Genomic DNA, 16,106 nt, shown 5'->3' on the forward strand with positions numbered 1-16,106 from the left:
ACAAATCTAACGAAAATCAGTCAAAAAACGTTACAAATGTCTCGCAGCCGAGACAAATCTAACGAATTTTGACCAAAAAACGTTACAAACGCATCACGCGTGATGCAAATCTAACACTCAAACCAATACGCCACGCGCGACTTTGCATTATCCTCAGTTTATGTTATCTTATTTAAGTTGTCTTTCGTTATGCTGTTTAGCACAATGATTGATGTGGAGAATTCGCCTAGTGGTCTATGGCGCACGCTTGGAAAGCGTGTTGGTGTAACAGCCTCACGAGTTCGAATCTCGTATTCTCCGCGCTTAGGGTTCTAGCCAGCATCATTGGTTAGAACCCTTTTTATATATTTGCCTATGCATCAAAATATATGAACATACACAAGCAGCTTAGCGTCGAACTCAACTGTTAGGCAATTTCTGCGCAGAACAACCATGCAAAATTGAAGCCATGCTACGTTTTTCCGCACTAGTAACGCTAAGATCGTACTTATACTTAACAGCAATCTGCCTAGCTACATAATCGCATCTAAAGGATTTATTAGATGGCAGCCAATAAGCCGCAGAAGCAGATCCTTTTTCTTGGTTCGCTGCTCCTTGAACAGCAAGAAGATTAAGCATATCGTTACCAAACTTAAGCCTCTTGGCATGACTCCATTTCCAGGCTCCTGATTGCCAAGCGTTTTCTAGTGCTACAACATGGTCGATTTGAACAAGAGCACTAGTTTTTCTTCCTCGAACAAAATTAATATTTAAACCAGTATAAGGATCATGCAAAAGCCCTGATGCTACTTTGCAAGAACCAGAATACTTAAAACGAACCTGTTTTAAATCGCGAGCAAGAACATCTTCTCTAACATCACAGCCATTTTTATCAACATCTGTAGTCCTGTATCCAAAGACACTCCTGTTGTATCCAGACGGATGTGATTTAGAGACTTTTAGCTTATTAAGAAGAGCAGCAGCATCTCCATCAGCAACGTATTCACCAGTAATTTCGCCAACATCATGATTGATTTTTGGCAAAACAAGCCCAATAACAATGCCTATAATAATAGCCAAAGAAATAAGCCATATAAAAGAGGCTATTCTTTTAGATATAGGGTTACTTGAATAATGCGTATTACGATCGTACTGCATGATTTATGTCTACAACCCAAGGGATACGCCTAATAACAACGTCTAGAACTTGTTGAATAAGGCTAATAAGCACAATAATTGCCATAACTGCGTAAACAACATTCCATTGTGGATTCTTAGTGACAATTGGGTGAATAGTGTTAGAAACAAGCATTATTGCGTTCGCAATACCTATAAGAGCAACAGACATAAGAATTGCCTGCATTCTTCCCACTTTACGAGATAATCGCACTCGCTGTTGTGAAAGCTTACGCATTGAATCAACAACACGCTTAACACAATGCTCGCCCTGTCGGAAAGCTAGAACCTCATCAATACCAAGTTCTACATCATCAACTTCAAGCTCTACCATCTTTTGCTCTGAATGAACTTTTTTAATAAAACTGCGGAGTCTAAGTCTAAATAATCCTGGAATTATAAACACTATTAGAGCACAAATCACAACAGCAAAAATAGCAATTTGAATATCAAAGTAACATAACAAAACGATTGCTGGAATAATCGACAAAACCATTCCAACACTCATGCTTAAACCTGCCTTGTGCAAATGCGCATGATGAAGATCCACGCCAGCAAAAGATGTTACTAATGTTATGCATCTTAAACATGCGCATACGCTTACGATAAGCACGTATTCTTGCATAGCAAGTCCAAAAAGCGGTCGATTAGCGATAGCGAACATTGCTGCAAAAGTGCAAACAGGTATCAATACTGCGCAAACTATATTGATTGTTGTAGAGAATGCTGAAAGAATCGCAAAAAACGCCTTTTTCAACGAAGATATAGTTGATTTACTTTCATGAGATAAATCTTTCAATAAGCCTTCGTGTTTTGCATTATTAAAATTCTTATTAGAGTTTTCATCAAAACTTTTAGCATATTCGTCTACTTTATTAGCTTTATCAACGCTACCATCTGCGAAATTTTCGGCATAAGAGCTAATAGAACTAGAACTGGTGTAATGCGAATTATGATATACACTAACGTTAACCAAATTGTCCGCTTTAGAAACGTAGTTATCGTCTGGCAAAAATACAAGAATCGTAGCTTTTTTAGCAACATGACGCAAAATATCACATAAATTCTTAGCTTCATCAGAACTAATATCGCTTGAAGAATAGTCGAAAATATACACTGGAGTTCTACGAATAAGCGCACGAGCCATAATAATTCGTCGGAAAATATCTTGCTTATTTTCAACCTGAATATTGTCTACACGCAAATCTAATCCGTTATAATCCGCATAAACAACACCATCTACATGAGCAGTACGCAATGCTTGCCACATAGATGTAGTAGTAGCATTAGACGATGCCATGAGCAGATTCTCTCGCAAAGTGGCTGAAAACAGATGACTATTTGAACGAACAATAGTAACAAGATCTGCAATAGCACCAGGATTTTCATTATTTAGTGAAACATAAGTTGAGTTTCCAGAAATATCACCAAAATCAGATACTACAAAAGGCGATTCAACATCTACTTCAGAAAAACCATATCTATCACTGTAAGATAACGCAACATCTGATTTATCGCTAAAAACTACGCCATTCAAAACATTATTAGTAAATAATTCGTAGTATTCCTTTGGCATTACATTCAATTTTCCACTTGAAATATTAAAGGATGCACGCAAATGTTTATTATTTTCAGTGAAATTGCATCGCACATGAAGAGAAACATTATTAGCTCCATCTGGGATGCTCAGTGACTTTTTATTATCTGAGAAATCTATGGAATCTGCAGAAGCAGAAGATTCTACAGAGTCTAAATTAGAAGAATGAACTTTACTAGAAGCAACACTTTTAAACAAGTTACTAATGTTATTCAAACCTAAAACAGCCCGATTTTTAATATGCATACAGTTAGCAACTCTACGTATTGGATCTACGCTTAGCATAAGAAGTGGCAAAGTTAGCATTGCAGCAGGAAGACCAACAGATTTAACAGAAAGAAGCCAAACTGTAGAAATAATTGCCACACCAGTCATTAAATACGTTAAAAATACGCATAAACAGCGCCACAAAATGCGAACATCTGCAAGAGCAGATACAAGTGCCAAAGTAGAAAAAATTGACGCAAAAACGCAAATAGTGGCAACATAAGAGTTTATTGAAAACATTGCAACACTAACCGCAAAAGGCATAGGAAAAGCAGCAATGATCTGCGGCAAAAGTAAACCATACCAACGTTGAACCCACTCAACATCATCGTTCACGCAAATAGAAGAATATCCCTTAGACCATTTTTTAGAGGAGCTCAAAGAAAGCATAGAACGCAACATTTTTGGTCTAAGCTTCATAGATACGCGAGTTCCAATTTCGGTAGAAATAGTACAAGACTGATGGAACGCAATATATTTTACGATAAGTATTCCAACAAGAGAAATAAGATAAGACGTCAATTCAACAGAGCTTAACAAGGACTTGCCAGTATATTTTGCAGGAATAAGCACTGGCGAAAGAATTCCAACACAAACATACACAAAACCAATATTCGCAAGAGAAGATATAGCAAGACATGCCGCTCTTAAAACAACCAAGTGCTTAACACCTGGAACAAAAGCGAAGAAACGACCAATCATTTAACTATCCTTTTCTTTTCCATAGAAAACTCTTTTAAATTCCAAAAATACTTTCACGCACTACAAAGTACACACACGATACCCTGCAGATTGAATCTACAAATTCGAGTAGCTCGCACTGTTAAAATCAGCTTTAAATCTCTTAAAAACGCTATCTAAACACTCTCTACAAACACATACCCACGCACTAGCTCACTACCCCTTTAGCATTCAAGATTACGCTGAGCATCAGGCATCAACACGCCGAAGAACTTTAGCTTAAATGCCAACTAATACGATGCAAATCACTAGGACCATACTCTAAAATCGCAGCTCTATGCGATTTAGAACCATAACCCTTGTTATGTGCCCAATCATAAATTTTATATTTAGGATCGTCAGACAAGCTTGTCATAAGAGAATCTCGAGTCACCTTTGCGATCACAGAAGCTGCAGAAACACTAGCACACTTCTGATCAGCCTTAACTAAAGTGTGAACTTTAACAGGAAAATCCATACTAGGCGCATCAAAAGTTCCAGAAACCTTACCAATATAATTAAATGGTCCATCTAAAATCGCTGCAATATGAGCATTTTCAAGCTTATATCTCATACTGTTTTGCACATCTGAAATTGCACGAATCGCAGCAACACCAAGAGCATAACTTATTCCCCACTCGTCAATCTCGCGATTTGTACAAGAACCAACAGCAAAAGCATCGCACCAATTTTCAAGAGGCTCCAATAATCCTTCACGCTTGTGAGCGTTAATAAGCTTGGAATCAGCTAATCCATCAGGAAAATAACCAGAATTAATTTTATCGGCACCAAAAAGAGCAGCACCAACCATAACAGGACCAGCTAAACTACCACGTCCAACCTCATCTAATCCAATAACCCAATCGAAGCCACTTTTTAAAAGGTCTTGCTCAAAGTTAAAAGACGGAACAGCAGCCAAAATCTCCCCAAATCTAATATCTACGCACGTTTAAAAGAACTATTTAGCATCTGACTTATTTCTTACATCATCAAACGCATCGCTATGATTTTCAAAAATACCCATACGATTCAAAGGCCAAAAACGCATAAATGCCACGCCTTCAACCTTAGAAATAGGTACCAAACCATCGTCACCATCATTCTTATGATACCTAGAATCCGCAGAGTTAGCGCGATTATCTCCTAGAACAAATACATGACCAGGTTTAACCTTCACCTTAAACGGGAAGGAACTAGGACTTACACCTGGTTTAATATAAGCAGATTCAAGCACAGGAACACCGTTAACAAGAATTGGGTCACCATCGCCCTTACATTCAACAGTATCCCCAGGCAATCCAATTAGACGCTTTATAAGATCTTTACCAGACACAATTCCGCCGCGACTATTTTCACCTTGAAGCCAATTAGCAGGATCTTCAAAAACAACAATATCTCCACGATTTAGTGGAAACAGGCGAGGAGTGAGCTTAGACGTAACAACATAATCGCCAATATGAATTGTGTCTAGCATGGAGCCAGATGGAATAAAATATACGCCGAGAATAAAAACACGAAGAAAAATAACAACAAGAATAGGCACAAGATACCATGCAACAAGCTCTTTCCAAGATGTTTTAAAAAGCTTGCGAGTACGAACCTTGGACTGAGATTTAGAGGAATCATAATCACTATCTTGATATCCAGAAATATGATTCCCTTTTATTTTTCCATGCCTAGCACGTTTAGCACTGAAGCCAGAAGTTAGACTTGGTCTTTCTTCTGGCTCCGGTGGAACTGGAGAAGGATTTAAGCCGTGACCTGCCACATTAACAATGTGACCATCGCTATTTTGCAAGTCTTCGGCAGACATATTAATCCTTAATGTTAAATCCTTAACCTTAAATAAATTTACTTAGCAGCGCTGTTGTCACGACGCTCGGCAATACGAGCAGCCTTACCACGCAAAGCGCGCAAGTAGTAAAGCTTAGCGCGACGAACGCGACCACTACGAACCAGCTTAATCGAATCGATAGCTGGGGAATGAAGTGGGAAGCGACGCTCAACACCAGTGCCGAAGCTCACCTTACGTACAACGAAAGTCTCGCGAACACCAGCACCCTTACGAGCGATAACAACGCCAGTAAAGGTCTGAATACGAGTGTTGTTGCCTTCCTGAATCTTAACGTTAACGTCAACAGTATCTCCAGGACGGAAAGCTGGGATTTCCTCAGCAGACTTAAGATGCTTAGCATCAAATGCTTCTACAGCATTCACCATGATAATTCCTCCTCGCCGCCGCATATCGACGTAAGCTACATCAAAGTAAGTTAGTCTAATTTTAACTTTTTCAACTTTACTTTGAATAATCCTTCCCAAAAAGTTTGCTTTTCAGGGCTTCCATCTGCCAAAACTTTAAAAAAGCAGGCTAGACTATTGATAAGTCGACTATGCGGCATCGCCTTATCGAAAGCATACAAAACACAAATCTATGCTCAATAATGGACATTATTGAGCATTATTTCGCACTATTTCAGCGCGCAACTCCATTAAGCGGCGCCGTCTCAACAGTACGGGTTAATTCGTCATCATCGGCATCGTAGTCAAAAAGCTCACCATAACGACCCCAGCTAATCGCAATATCAAATTGCTGACGAGCCAAGGCGTCCGTATGCTTGCTGCGAAGCAAATCCAAAATCAACTCGCCACGAAGCTTGCCATTGCGGTTTCGGCTCAAAGCCTGATCAATTGCATGAACAAGAGGAGCATGCTCAATTGCAAGACGCGCAAACACCTGCTTGCTGTGCAAAATGTCGGCATTATGCCATTCTTGACCTGCTGGCGTAATAGTAATATGACCATTTTCTGCTGTAAGCAAATTAAGCATTGTTCCAGCATCTACAAGTGGGAACAAGTCATCGATTTCAAACGACAAATCCGCAGCCAAATCAGCCAAATCAATGCCATCTGGCTCTTCCGAAATAACGTCTAGCAAACCTGCCATTCCTCCTGGCGTTGCGTTCGGCAGCAAGTGCACAGCAACAGGCTCAGGCTTCGGCTCCCCCGCATCCGCCTGCTCCTCGTTTTGCTTAGCTTCTGCCTCCGCGTCGTGATGCTTTTGAATAAGCATGTCGGCGATTGCAGCAGCCTCTGTTTCTTCCGCATCCGTCTGTTCCACAGGTTGAGAATCGCCATCTGCACCAGACAAGTCGCCAGCAACCGTTGTATCAGTATTATCTGGCTCAGATTCACCCTCTGGCATAGAACCAGTCAAAATCGCATAAAGATTATCAACCATCGCCTCAAATTCAGCACTATGTTTGTCTCTCGGGCGAGGCAAATCAACTTGCACGTCTGCAATCAAATGCCCAGGATGAGATCCCAAAACCACCACGCGATCTGCCATTTGCACAGCTTCTTCAATATTGTGCGTAACGATTACAACAGACTTGATATCACGCTCTTCACTAGACCAAAGCTTAAGAACTTCCTGACGAAGATTTTCTGCTGTAAGGACGTCAAGCGCAGAAAATGGCTCGTCCATAAACAGAGCATCTGGACGCAAAACAAGCGCGCGCGCAATACCTACGCGCTGACGCATGCCGCCAGAAAGCTCCTTTGGGTACGCTGTTTCAAAGCCGTCCAAACCAATAGCATCAATTGCTGCGAGAGCAAGCTCCGTGCGCTTTTCTTTACTAACGCCTCTAGCGCGCAAACCAAGCTCCACATTGTCTTGAACTGTAAGCCATGGCATAAGTGCGAATGTTTGGAAAACGATTGCCACCCCTGGGTTTGGACCAGTAAGCTCACGACCGCGATACGTTACAGTTCCCTCTGTTGGCTGAATTAAGCCTGCCATTGTTCGCAAGAAGGTTGATTTTCCAGCGCCAGAACGCCCTAGAATTGCAACGATTTCGCCTTCGCGCAACGTAAACGATATATCGTGAAGTACGTGCTGAGTAGTTCCACTATCCGATGTGAAACTTTGAGTTATGTGTTTTGCGTCGATGATATCGCTTGTAACTGAAGATTGCGCAGCCAAATTCTGCGCAGCCTTTTCTGCGGTTTTGTTCAAAGTGTTCATAATATTTGCCAATCTGTTTTATAAAGTTAAAAAGTTTATAAACTTAAAAAGTTTAATTTTCCGTAGTTTATTTGATTTATTCGATTGATTAGTCGATTGATTAGTCGATTAATTCAAAACAAATCTTTTTGCCGAATACCTTTGCAAAGGCGTCCAGAACAGTCGATTACTTAACACCACTATTAAGCTCATAACCGTTACTCCCACAAGCGTTTTTACAGAATCACCAACGGTTGTTGCATTCGTAATATACGCGCCCAAACCCTGAGTTGCCATGTGATTCTTGCCGTATTCCACAATCTCTGACACAATCGAAGCGTTCCAAGCACCGCCAGCGGCAGTAATTCCGCCAGTGCACCAGGACCCAAAAATCGCAGGCAAAACAAGAGCCTTCCACTTGAGCATACGATTTAATCTAAAGCTTCTTGCCATTTCTCGTAAATCGTCTGGAATCGCGCTAGCGCCTGCAATAACGTTAAACAGAATGTACCATTGCGTGCCAAGCGCCATCAAAATAATACTTCCCCATCCAAGGTCAATATGCCAAGCCATAAACCACATCATTGCAAATGGGAACACAAAGTTTGCTGGGAAGCTAGCCAGAATTTGCACAACAGGTTGCATAATTCGCGAAATCTTAGGATTCATGCCAATATATACGCCTACTGGAACCCAAATCAGCGAGCTTACAAAAATCAACACAGCTACGCGAGCAAAAGTTAAAGCTCCTAACGCTCCAGCTGTAGCGAACTCCTGCAAACCTGTGCGAGTTGCTACAAAGTAAAGCATTTGAGCAGCAAGCCCCAAAATCAGCACAGCCATAACAATGTTGAAAACCAAGTCGCCAAGTTTACGCTGTGATGCTTTACGCGGCCACTGTGAACCTGTGCGTCCGAATGGTCGTGTAATAATTTCAAGCCATTCGCGAATCGGAGAAAACAGCTTGCTAATAACTTCGTCGGCATGCGAATGACGAATAAGTGTCAAAACAGCACTCTTTCGTTCTTCGTCGGATGCGCTTTGAGTTATGCGGAATCGTTCTGCCCAGGCGGTAAGCGGCTTCCAAAGGAAGAAGTCAATCGCTAGCACAACAACAATCATGGATAAAATAGCCCACCAAATGTTTCCAAGCTTGTTTTCTGCTGCAGATTGCGCCACAAAACTACCTACTCCAGGAAGCGCGTAAGTGTGATTGTTTACGGAAATCATTTCGGAAGCAGTAAGGAAGAACCATCCGCCGCCAACGCTCATCATGCAATTCCAAAGCAGCGGAATCATTGCGTTTGGCATATCTAGTACCCAGAATCGCTGCCAATGCGTAAGTTGCAAGCTGCGCACTGCCTCATCTAGCTCTTTTGGCTCGCTTAAAAGCGAACGGTGGAACGAGAAAGTCATATTCCAAGCCTGGCTTGTAAAAATTGCAAAAATCGAAGCGGCTTCAACGCCCATCATCGATCCTGGGAAAATCACCAGCCAAATCGTTACTGTAGCTGAAAGGAAGCCAAGAATTGGAACGGATTGCAAAATGTCTAGCAACGGAATAAGAACCTTGCCTAGTCGGCGGCTGCGCGCTGCAAGAGATCCGTAAACAATCGTAAAAATCAGCGACGCAATAAGCGCAAGCATCATACGAAACACGGATCTAAGCGTGTAGTAAGGCAAATTAATAAGGTCGGTTGAAACCGTGGAAGGTATTCCTTTAGGTCCAATTGGCTGGTTAATGCGCTGCAAAAGGAAAGCGCTTAATCCAAAAAGCGCGATTATACCAACGCACACAATAATGTCGGACCAAAAACGAGTGTTTTCGTCTACTTGCGTACTAGCACCGTTTTTTCCAGATGTTGTAAATATTGTCATGATAAGTCCTCTGGGAACGCGTATTTTTACACGCGTTTGCCGCTTATCACCACTATTTTTTGCATTTATCTTAAATTTTGCTTAGAATTTCAGACTTTATTTTAGAAGCGCTTATTTAGCGCGCGGTTGCTGGCGACTTATCCCAACAAATCAAATAAAATAAAATCTTTAATCGCAAAACCTGTAATCGCAAACATTTTGGCGGTGACTGCCGGTTTTTTATATTCATCTTTTGTATATTCAGGGGGAACGTCCGTACTACTACTAATACTGTCTGAATCGTCACTAACGGCATTAACTGTATTAGCACTTTGATTACAACTGGTACTACTGCTACTGTCATGTTTCACGGCAATCACCTCCTCTAGCTTGTGCGCGCCAACGCAAAACCGTATCATCATTGAACCGGACGGCAAGCAAGAAGACACAAGGTGATTTTTAAATCAAAAGAAATCAACCTTAATCTTGTCGTTCAAGCTTCAGCTTCGCAGGGCGGTGGTGTTGCATTAGTCGAAGCCTTGAAATCGACAACGACTGTTGACCAACTTGCAGTGTCTCCACTGTGTTGCGGCAGCAACCCGTATCCCCGTGGTAGCCTTACCTACCGACCGTGCTCATTATAAATTATCACTGCTCTTGTGTCAACCTATTTTTGAATCGAAGTGCATTCGCGCGCTACGCTCTAAGCGCTCATGCAAGTCGATTCGCAAAAAGCCTCTTGAAGAATTTAATCAACAAGAGGCTTTAAATCAACAATCAAATAAGATTGCTACACACTCACTTACTTGCGATGAGCGCGATAGAAGCGAATCAAGCTCTGGGTAGAAGCATCCTGAGCTGCCAAAGCATCGTCATCCTTAGAGATTGCAGGAGTAATCTGCTTTGCAAGCTGCTTGCCAAGCTCCACACCCCACTGATCGTAGGAATCCAAGCCCCAAACAGTGCCTTCGACGAAGGTGATGTGCTCGTAGAGAGCAATCAACTCGCCCAAGCTAAATGGAGTCAAAGCTTCACCAAAGATAGAAGTGGTTGGACGGTTTCCGCTAAATACGCGAGCTGGAACAATCTCTTCTGGAGTTCCTTCAGCGCGAACTTCGTCTGCCGTCTTTCCGAAAGCAAGAGCCTTAGTCTGTGCAAGATAGTTGCCCAAGAAGAGCTCGTGCACATCCTGATCGCCATCTTTAGTAGGATTTGGCGTGTTCACGAAAGCAATGAAGTCAGCTGGAATAAGCTGAGTGCCCTGGTGAATCAACTGGTAGAAAGCGTGCTGGCCGTTGGTGCCTGGCTCACCCCAGAAGATTTCGCCGGTTTCGCTTGTTACAGGAGTGCCGTCCCAGCGCACAGACTTACCGTTGGATTCCATGGTGAGCTGCTGCAAATAAGCTGGGAAACGGTGCAAGTACTGATCGTATGGAAGCACAGCGTGAGAAGCAACCTTGTAGAAGTTGCGGTACCAAACGTTGAGCATACCGAGAAGCACAACAACATTCTTCTCGAATGGGGTTTCGGCAAAGTAAGTATCGATTGCGTGGAAGCCCTTCAAGAACTCTTCGAAGCGCTCTGGTCCAAGAACTACAGCCAAAGAAGTGCCAACAGCGGAATCCACAGAGTAGCGGCCGCCAACCCAGTTCCAGAATCCGAAAGCGTTGGTTGGGTTAATGCCGAACTCTTCAACCTTCTCGAGATTGGTGGAAACAGCCACGAAGTGCTTAGCAACAGCTTCAGCCTTCTTTGCGTCGCTGCCGTCAATAGCACCGCACTCCTGAAGCTTATTAAGCAACCAGGTACGAGCGGTACGAGCGTTGGTCAAAGTCTCCAAAGTGGTGAAAGTCTTGGAAACAATGATGAAAAGCGTGGTTTCTGGATCCAAATCCTTGGTCTTCTCTGCCATATCATTTGGATCGATATTAGAAACATAGCGAGCGCTAATTCCAGCGTCAGCATATGGCTTCAAGGCTTCGTAAACCATGACTGGACCCAAATCAGAGCCGCCGATACCAATGTTTACAACGGTCTTGATGTTCTTGCCAGTAACGCCCTTCCAAGCGCCGGAGCGAACTTCGTTAGCAAAATCGTAAATGCGACCCAACACTTCACGCACGTCGGCAACGGTATCTTGACCGTCTACCATGAACTTACCAGCATCTTCGGCTGGACGACGCAAAGCGGTGTGCAATACTGCACGATCTTCGGTGTTGTTAATGTGCACGCCAGTGTACATCGCCTTAGTGCGCTCATCAAGCTTAACTGCCTTTGCAAGGTCGGCGAAAAGCTTAAGCGTCTCTGGCTTAATCAAATTCTTAGAAAGATCGAAGTGGAGGTCTCCAGCTTCGAAGCTCAACTTATCCACGCGATTTGCATCCTGAGCAAACCACTTCTTCAGGCTCACGCCTTCGGACTGCAATTCATCATAGTGCTTCTGCAAAGCAGCCCATTCAGGTGTTTTAACGGCGTCAACTGGTGGATTGATGGCCATTTCTTGGTCCTTTCATCTTGAATGAAGTGACGTGATGCCTTGTTTTATCAATCTTTAGGCACACTTGAACACGTTTTAATCACAATAATCATCGAGAATCATAGTGAACTATAAAGTAAACACGTGTAAATGCGCGCAAAGTGGAACTTGTGCATCACTATCTTCCAATTGCCAAGATACTCACAAAAGCGGACAGAAATACACTTTGACTAGAACACATGCGAACATTTGCGGCGCGTCATGCTAGACAAATTGCAAATATTAATATATAGTATTTGATTTGTGCGCGAGTCGCGAATGCTTCTCGGGCAAATTGCCACTTTAGCTCAGTCGGTAGAGCGTCTCACTCGTAATGAGAAGGTCGACAGTTCGATTCTGTCAAGTGGCTCTTAAAGTTTCTTTTTCGCTTGTTTTAGGCGATTTAAGCGCGAGTGGCGAAATGGTAGACGCGCAGGATTTAGGTTCCTGTGTCTTACGACATGTGGGTTCAAGTCCCATCTCGCGCACAAAAATGGACCAGATGCTATTGCACCTGGTCCATTTTTTCTCTTAAACGAAACAACCAGAGAAAATATTAACTCTTAGTCTAAAACTACACTCCAAAAGCATAAGTCTTAGTATCTTTGAGTGTACCATTAGATGTGTAGGCTTCAAAATGTGTCCAATAAATTCCAGGTTTAGGACTCCACAAAGCCCATGGACCCTTAAATTGGCTCACCCATTGTTTGGCGTTATAGTCATATATTTTGATAATCGTGTAACCATTAGGATTATTTGTAGTAGCACCTAGTAAAACATTGCTACCACGCCAAGCCGCATAAGTGCCAGAAATCACGGTATCACCTGTAAAAACAGGAGCCGGTGCATTTTGAATCTCATAATGGAAAGCAATGGTTTTGTTACCCAAAGGCTTCTTAGTGAACGAATCACGAACATCACAGTGAAGCCAATAATCACCGTTGCTTGTCACCCAAGAAGCCCAATTGCTAACAGACCAGTCAGAAATAGTCTTCCACTGCTTATTAAGCAAATCGTAAGCAAGCCAGCGATATTCCATATGATTGTAAATACTACTACTTGCTGCGGCACCTACAGCTATATCGTTACTGCGAATAATCCACGTAAAATCGATGTGAGCGCGGCTTGTAGGCGTAGTTGGCCTAGTACCAAATGCATTTAAATCAACATTACCTTGAATTCCAGATACAGAACCGCTAGAAGTGTACTGCCAGCCGCCTAATGGTGTTGTAATGTTAAAAAGCGTAGTGGCACCATAGCTAGCAACCCAGCTTGTACGATCGTGAATATATTGGGAATTAAGCGGACCGTTTAAATAATTAGCATAAGAATAAACACCTAGATTAGTGTATCCAGCAGAAGCCAGCTGATTCCACCACGATGCGACAATATTCTGATAAACGTATGGATCAGTAGGTGGTTGATGCCCTGCCCACTCCCATCTTTCCAAATCGTAGTAAACAGGGTATGAAAGGTCACTTGGATTAACTCCAGCACCTTGCAAAAGCCTTGCCACATCGGCACCTTCGGAAGCGCCATCAGAAGGCGTTTCAGCGTAGGAATAAACATAAACTCCAAAAGGAATACCTAAACGCTTGCATTCGTTGATATTTCGTACAGCATACTTATCGTAGCCATTATCCCAACCGTAGCTGATGCGAATTATTGCACCTTCTACTCCAGCGGCTTTAGCAGCAGCCCAATCAATTTCATGCTGATGTTCAGAAACATCTATAACACCTCTAGCGTTATAAGCAAACATGTTTCCGTTGCCATCAAAGAATGATTGAGAACCATTGTAATCTTCCCATTCCACACCATAATTTGTTACAGGCAAATAGGCTTTGCGAACAATACCATCAGTTGTTGTGGCTGTTTTAGAAGACAATATTGTTGAATCTTTTGCTTTAGCAGAAGATTTAGACTCGTCTGGAATAGGCTGATTTGAGCTTATTAGACGAACTTTGGAAGGATTGGCAGAATTTGTAGAATTCGTAGAATTGTAGCGCTTAATTGCTTTTCGCAAATCTCCAACAGTAATAGGCGTAAAACGTCTTCCATCGCTCTTAGCAAGAGGATCTGGCTGCTTGTCTTTAGTACCAATAATTTTAGGATCAGTAACAATATCGCCAGTTTTAAGAGATTTCAAATGACCAGTAGATGTAAGAGCATATTTTGAAGAAACTACTTCGTCACTATTCTTAAATGACGACGCCACTTTTGAAGGCAACTTAAAATCAGGATTATTGGCATCACCATCGGCAAAACCATTCAAACGATTATCTTCAGCAGAATTACTATTCCCATTATCTGCACTTTTTATTGCATTATTTTTGGCACTTCTTAATGAACTTCTTGATGAACTAGAAGCAGAGCCTTCAAAAACACCACGTCCTTCAACATTAATAGATGGAGAAACGTTCATAACAAATGCAGCAGCAACAGAAACTAAACTTGCAATTACACGTACAATAATTTGTCCCACAACTCCTCCAGAGATATGCTTTTACGTGTTTTTACCTCATACAACCATAGCAATATGCGCAAACAGTAAAGAAACAAATCGCAAATCAGAATAACGAAAAAACACAAAAATAACTATGACTAATCACGATATATTTAGAACAATCGGAATCAAAGAAATCACAGAAATCAAGTGGAGCGGATGACGGGAATCGGACCCGCGTCATCAGTTTGGAAGACTGATACTCTACCATTGAGCTACATCCGCAATTGCACGTAATGGAATTTTTATAAGACCCCAAAACAGCGACTCGAACAATTATACAGATGATTTTGACATAAAACAACTAACGACACTCCACTTAGATTCTCAAGAGCGTTGTACCACACAATTAACATTCCCGTGTTTGTTCCCTTTTTATGCAAATACGACAACAAACGCGGGAAAAAAAATAAACAAAACCATACAGTGCAAATCGCAAATATCTAAGCTATTTCTAGAATCACAAACGCAGAGGCGATTGCAGATGCATCTTCGAGCAAACCATCGTGGCTCAAAGAAACATGCCATCTAATAGAAAAGCCATTCTGTGCATTAATCATAGGAACCGTGCTCAAAGATTGCATAAGCTTTTCATTAACAGCATCATTAAGATGGACACTTGGGCAACCACGAGAATCATCTAAAATCTCAATACTCGACCACGGTGTGTTATCTAGCGTGTAAGGATATTTTGCATCTCCAAACGAAGATAAAGCCTCGCACCACGCTTTTATAACTGCCTCTTTTCCAGCCCAGCGCGCTGCAATATGCATCGCCTCAGCGTCGTTTTTTGAGTTCGCTCGCATGGCGCACTGTCTAAGCTCTCTCTGAGAAAACAGAGCACGCCAACCATCGCCATCATGCATCTGCTCAGCAAACTGCGCAACGTTTACCAAGTCGTGCCCTATTCCTGCAATCATACACACCTACTTTTAGCACATATACATACTTTTTTATGTTCTACGCAAAAATACTATATAAAATCTTGTATAAAATATATTTAAATCAACAATCACTTACGCGCTTTTACTGCAGTAGCAAACGCCGAAAAAATCACCGGCAAATGTTTTCCAAAACTACAAAACGACAGCAAACGCCAGAAAATTACGCACGCTACTACCTGCTTAAGCATGTGTACAAGAAACGCTACAAGTGTGATTAATTCATATGCGAATAAATTACTATAAAACGATAAAATTTTAGATAATTTTAAACAATCCGTCGTTATGACAATATTTTATACATAGAGCACCCCCCCCCCCCCCGCAGGAAATTTTACAGTTATAGAACACTTAACAATAAAAAAATTACGACAAAATAGTAAAAATACGATATAATATTATGCAGCATGTATATAAACGTACTTATTGTCTACCGTTGCTTTATGAAAACACAAAATTAGTATTTGAAGAAGAACTAGACACAAGTTTATATACGACACACATTAGGGAACGTTAAATTAAGAAGCACAAGAATAAAGGATTAC

The 16,106-nt window shown here is 41.8% G+C and carries 11 protein-coding genes, 4 tRNA genes and 1 riboswitch; of the genes, 3 read left to right on the forward strand and 12 right to left on the reverse strand.

Features of this window, described 5'->3' with window-relative positions:
- Positions 1 to 215 precede the first annotated feature (215 nt).
- Positions 216 to 300, forward strand: a tRNA-Ser gene (locus tag HXT60_RS05005).
- 99 nt (positions 301 to 399) lie between these two features.
- Here HXT60_RS05005 and HXT60_RS05010 read toward each other — a convergent pair.
- The 9 genes from HXT60_RS05010 to pgi all read right to left on the reverse strand — a co-directional run bounded on the left by HXT60_RS05010 (position 400) and on the right by pgi (position 12,096).
- Positions 400 to 1,137 carry an HNH endonuclease family protein gene (locus HXT60_RS05010; protein ID WP_421790933.1) on the reverse strand — a complete coding sequence of 246 codons (738 nt, stop codon included), beginning with the start codon at positions 1,135 to 1,137 and terminating at the stop codon, positions 400 to 402.
- Entirely contained in the window at positions 1,121 to 3,721 is a 2,601-nt protein-coding gene (locus HXT60_RS05015) for an ABC transporter ATP-binding protein (RefSeq protein WP_415705241.1), read from the reverse strand. Before HXT60_RS05015 ends, HXT60_RS05010 begins: the two co-directional genes overlap by 17 nt.
- Positions 3,722 to 3,974: 253 nt before the next feature.
- A complete protein-coding gene (locus tag HXT60_RS05020) occupies positions 3,975 to 4,658 on the reverse strand; it encodes a ribonuclease HII (protein ID WP_020761877.1) in 684 nt (227 codons plus the stop codon).
- Between the two features lie 39 nt (positions 4,659 to 4,697).
- On the reverse strand, positions 4,698 to 5,552 hold the full coding sequence (lepB, locus tag HXT60_RS05025) for a signal peptidase I (RefSeq protein WP_004114465.1): 855 nt from the start codon (positions 5,550 to 5,552) through the stop codon (positions 4,698 to 4,700).
- Positions 5,553 to 5,590: 38 nt separating this feature from the next.
- A complete protein-coding gene (rplS, locus tag HXT60_RS05030) occupies positions 5,591 to 5,959 on the reverse strand; it encodes a 50S ribosomal protein L19 (RefSeq protein WP_004114457.1) in 369 nt (122 codons plus the stop codon).
- A gap of 253 nt (positions 5,960 to 6,212) precedes the next feature.
- Complete coding sequence (locus tag HXT60_RS05035) at positions 6,213 to 7,763, reverse strand: nitrate/sulfonate/bicarbonate ABC transporter ATP-binding protein (RefSeq protein ID WP_004138653.1); 1,551 nt, start codon at positions 7,761 to 7,763, stop codon at positions 6,213 to 6,215.
- A 108-nt stretch (positions 7,764 to 7,871) separates the two neighbouring features.
- Positions 7,872 to 9,620: an ABC transporter permease gene (locus tag HXT60_RS05040; protein WP_410313191.1), complete on the reverse strand. Its 1,749-nt coding sequence runs from the start codon at positions 9,618 to 9,620 to the stop codon at positions 7,872 to 7,874.
- Between the two features lie 137 nt (positions 9,621 to 9,757).
- Positions 9,758 to 9,970 (reverse strand): hypothetical protein, encoded by a 213-nt coding sequence (locus HXT60_RS05045; protein WP_226913173.1) that lies wholly within the window; start codon positions 9,968 to 9,970, stop codon positions 9,758 to 9,760.
- 105 nt (positions 9,971 to 10,075) lie between these two features.
- A riboswitch (M-box (ykoK) riboswitch) is annotated at positions 10,076 to 10,236 on the reverse strand.
- Positions 10,237 to 10,401: 165 nt separating this feature from the next.
- On the reverse strand, positions 10,402 to 12,096 hold the full coding sequence (pgi, locus tag HXT60_RS05050; RefSeq protein WP_174190809.1) for a glucose-6-phosphate isomerase: 1,695 nt from the start codon (positions 12,094 to 12,096) through the stop codon (positions 10,402 to 10,404).
- 315 nt (positions 12,097 to 12,411) lie between these two features.
- Between pgi and HXT60_RS05055 the strand changes: the two genes are divergently transcribed.
- Positions 12,412 to 12,484: transfer RNA gene (locus tag HXT60_RS05055), tRNA-Thr, on the forward strand.
- Positions 12,485 to 12,521: 37 nt separating this feature from the next.
- Positions 12,522 to 12,602 (forward strand) — tRNA-Leu (locus HXT60_RS05060).
- Between the two features lie 86 nt (positions 12,603 to 12,688).
- On the opposite strand, the gene HXT60_RS05065 is transcribed toward HXT60_RS05060, so the two are convergent.
- The 3 genes from HXT60_RS05065 to HXT60_RS05075 form a co-directional block, all read right to left on the reverse strand.
- The gene (locus HXT60_RS05065; protein ID WP_421790937.1) at positions 12,689 to 14,599 is read right to left on the reverse strand and encodes a glycoside hydrolase family 25 protein; all 1,911 of its coding nucleotides are present in this window, start codon (positions 14,597 to 14,599) and stop codon (positions 12,689 to 12,691) included.
- Positions 14,600 to 14,771: 172 nt separating this feature from the next.
- Positions 14,772 to 14,845: transfer RNA gene (locus tag HXT60_RS05070), tRNA-Gly, on the reverse strand.
- Positions 14,846 to 15,063: 218 nt separating this feature from the next.
- On the reverse strand, positions 15,064 to 15,540 hold the full coding sequence (locus HXT60_RS05075) for a holo-ACP synthase (protein WP_004114448.1): 477 nt from the start codon (positions 15,538 to 15,540) through the stop codon (positions 15,064 to 15,066).
- Between the last annotated feature and the right edge of the window lie 566 nt (positions 15,541 to 16,106).

The sequence above is a fragment of the Gardnerella sp. KA01002 genome (genome assembly GCF_049244015.1).
Taxonomy (GTDB): Bacteria; Actinomycetota; Actinomycetes; order Actinomycetales; family Bifidobacteriaceae; genus Bifidobacterium; species Bifidobacterium vaginale.

Excerpts from the sequence above, each read along its gene's own strand:
- pgi (WP_174190809.1), bottom strand. The coding sequence starts at position 12,096 with ATGGCCATCAATCCACCAGTTGACGCCGTTAAAACACCTGAATGGGCT.
- rplS (WP_004114457.1), bottom strand. The coding sequence starts at position 5,959 with ATGGTGAATGCTGTAGAAGCATTTGATGCTAAGCATCTTAAGTCTGCT.
- lepB (WP_004114465.1), bottom strand. The coding sequence starts at position 5,552 with ATGTCTGCCGAAGACTTGCAAAATAGCGATGGTCACATTGTTAATGTG.
- HXT60_RS05035 (WP_004138653.1), bottom strand. The coding sequence starts at position 7,763 with ATGAACACTTTGAACAAAACCGCAGAAAAGGCTGCGCAGAATTTGGCT.
- HXT60_RS05040 (WP_410313191.1), bottom strand. The coding sequence starts at position 9,620 with ATGACAATATTTACAACATCTGGAAAAAACGGTGCTAGTACGCAAGTA.
- HXT60_RS05015 (WP_415705241.1), bottom strand. The coding sequence starts at position 3,721 with ATGATTGGTCGTTTCTTCGCTTTTGTTCCAGGTGTTAAGCACTTGGTT.
- HXT60_RS05075 (WP_004114448.1), bottom strand. The coding sequence starts at position 15,540 with ATGATTGCAGGAATAGGGCACGACTTGGTAAACGTTGCGCAGTTTGCT.
- HXT60_RS05010 (WP_421790933.1), bottom strand. The coding sequence starts at position 1,137 with ATGCAGTACGATCGTAATACGCATTATTCAAGTAACCCTATATCTAAA.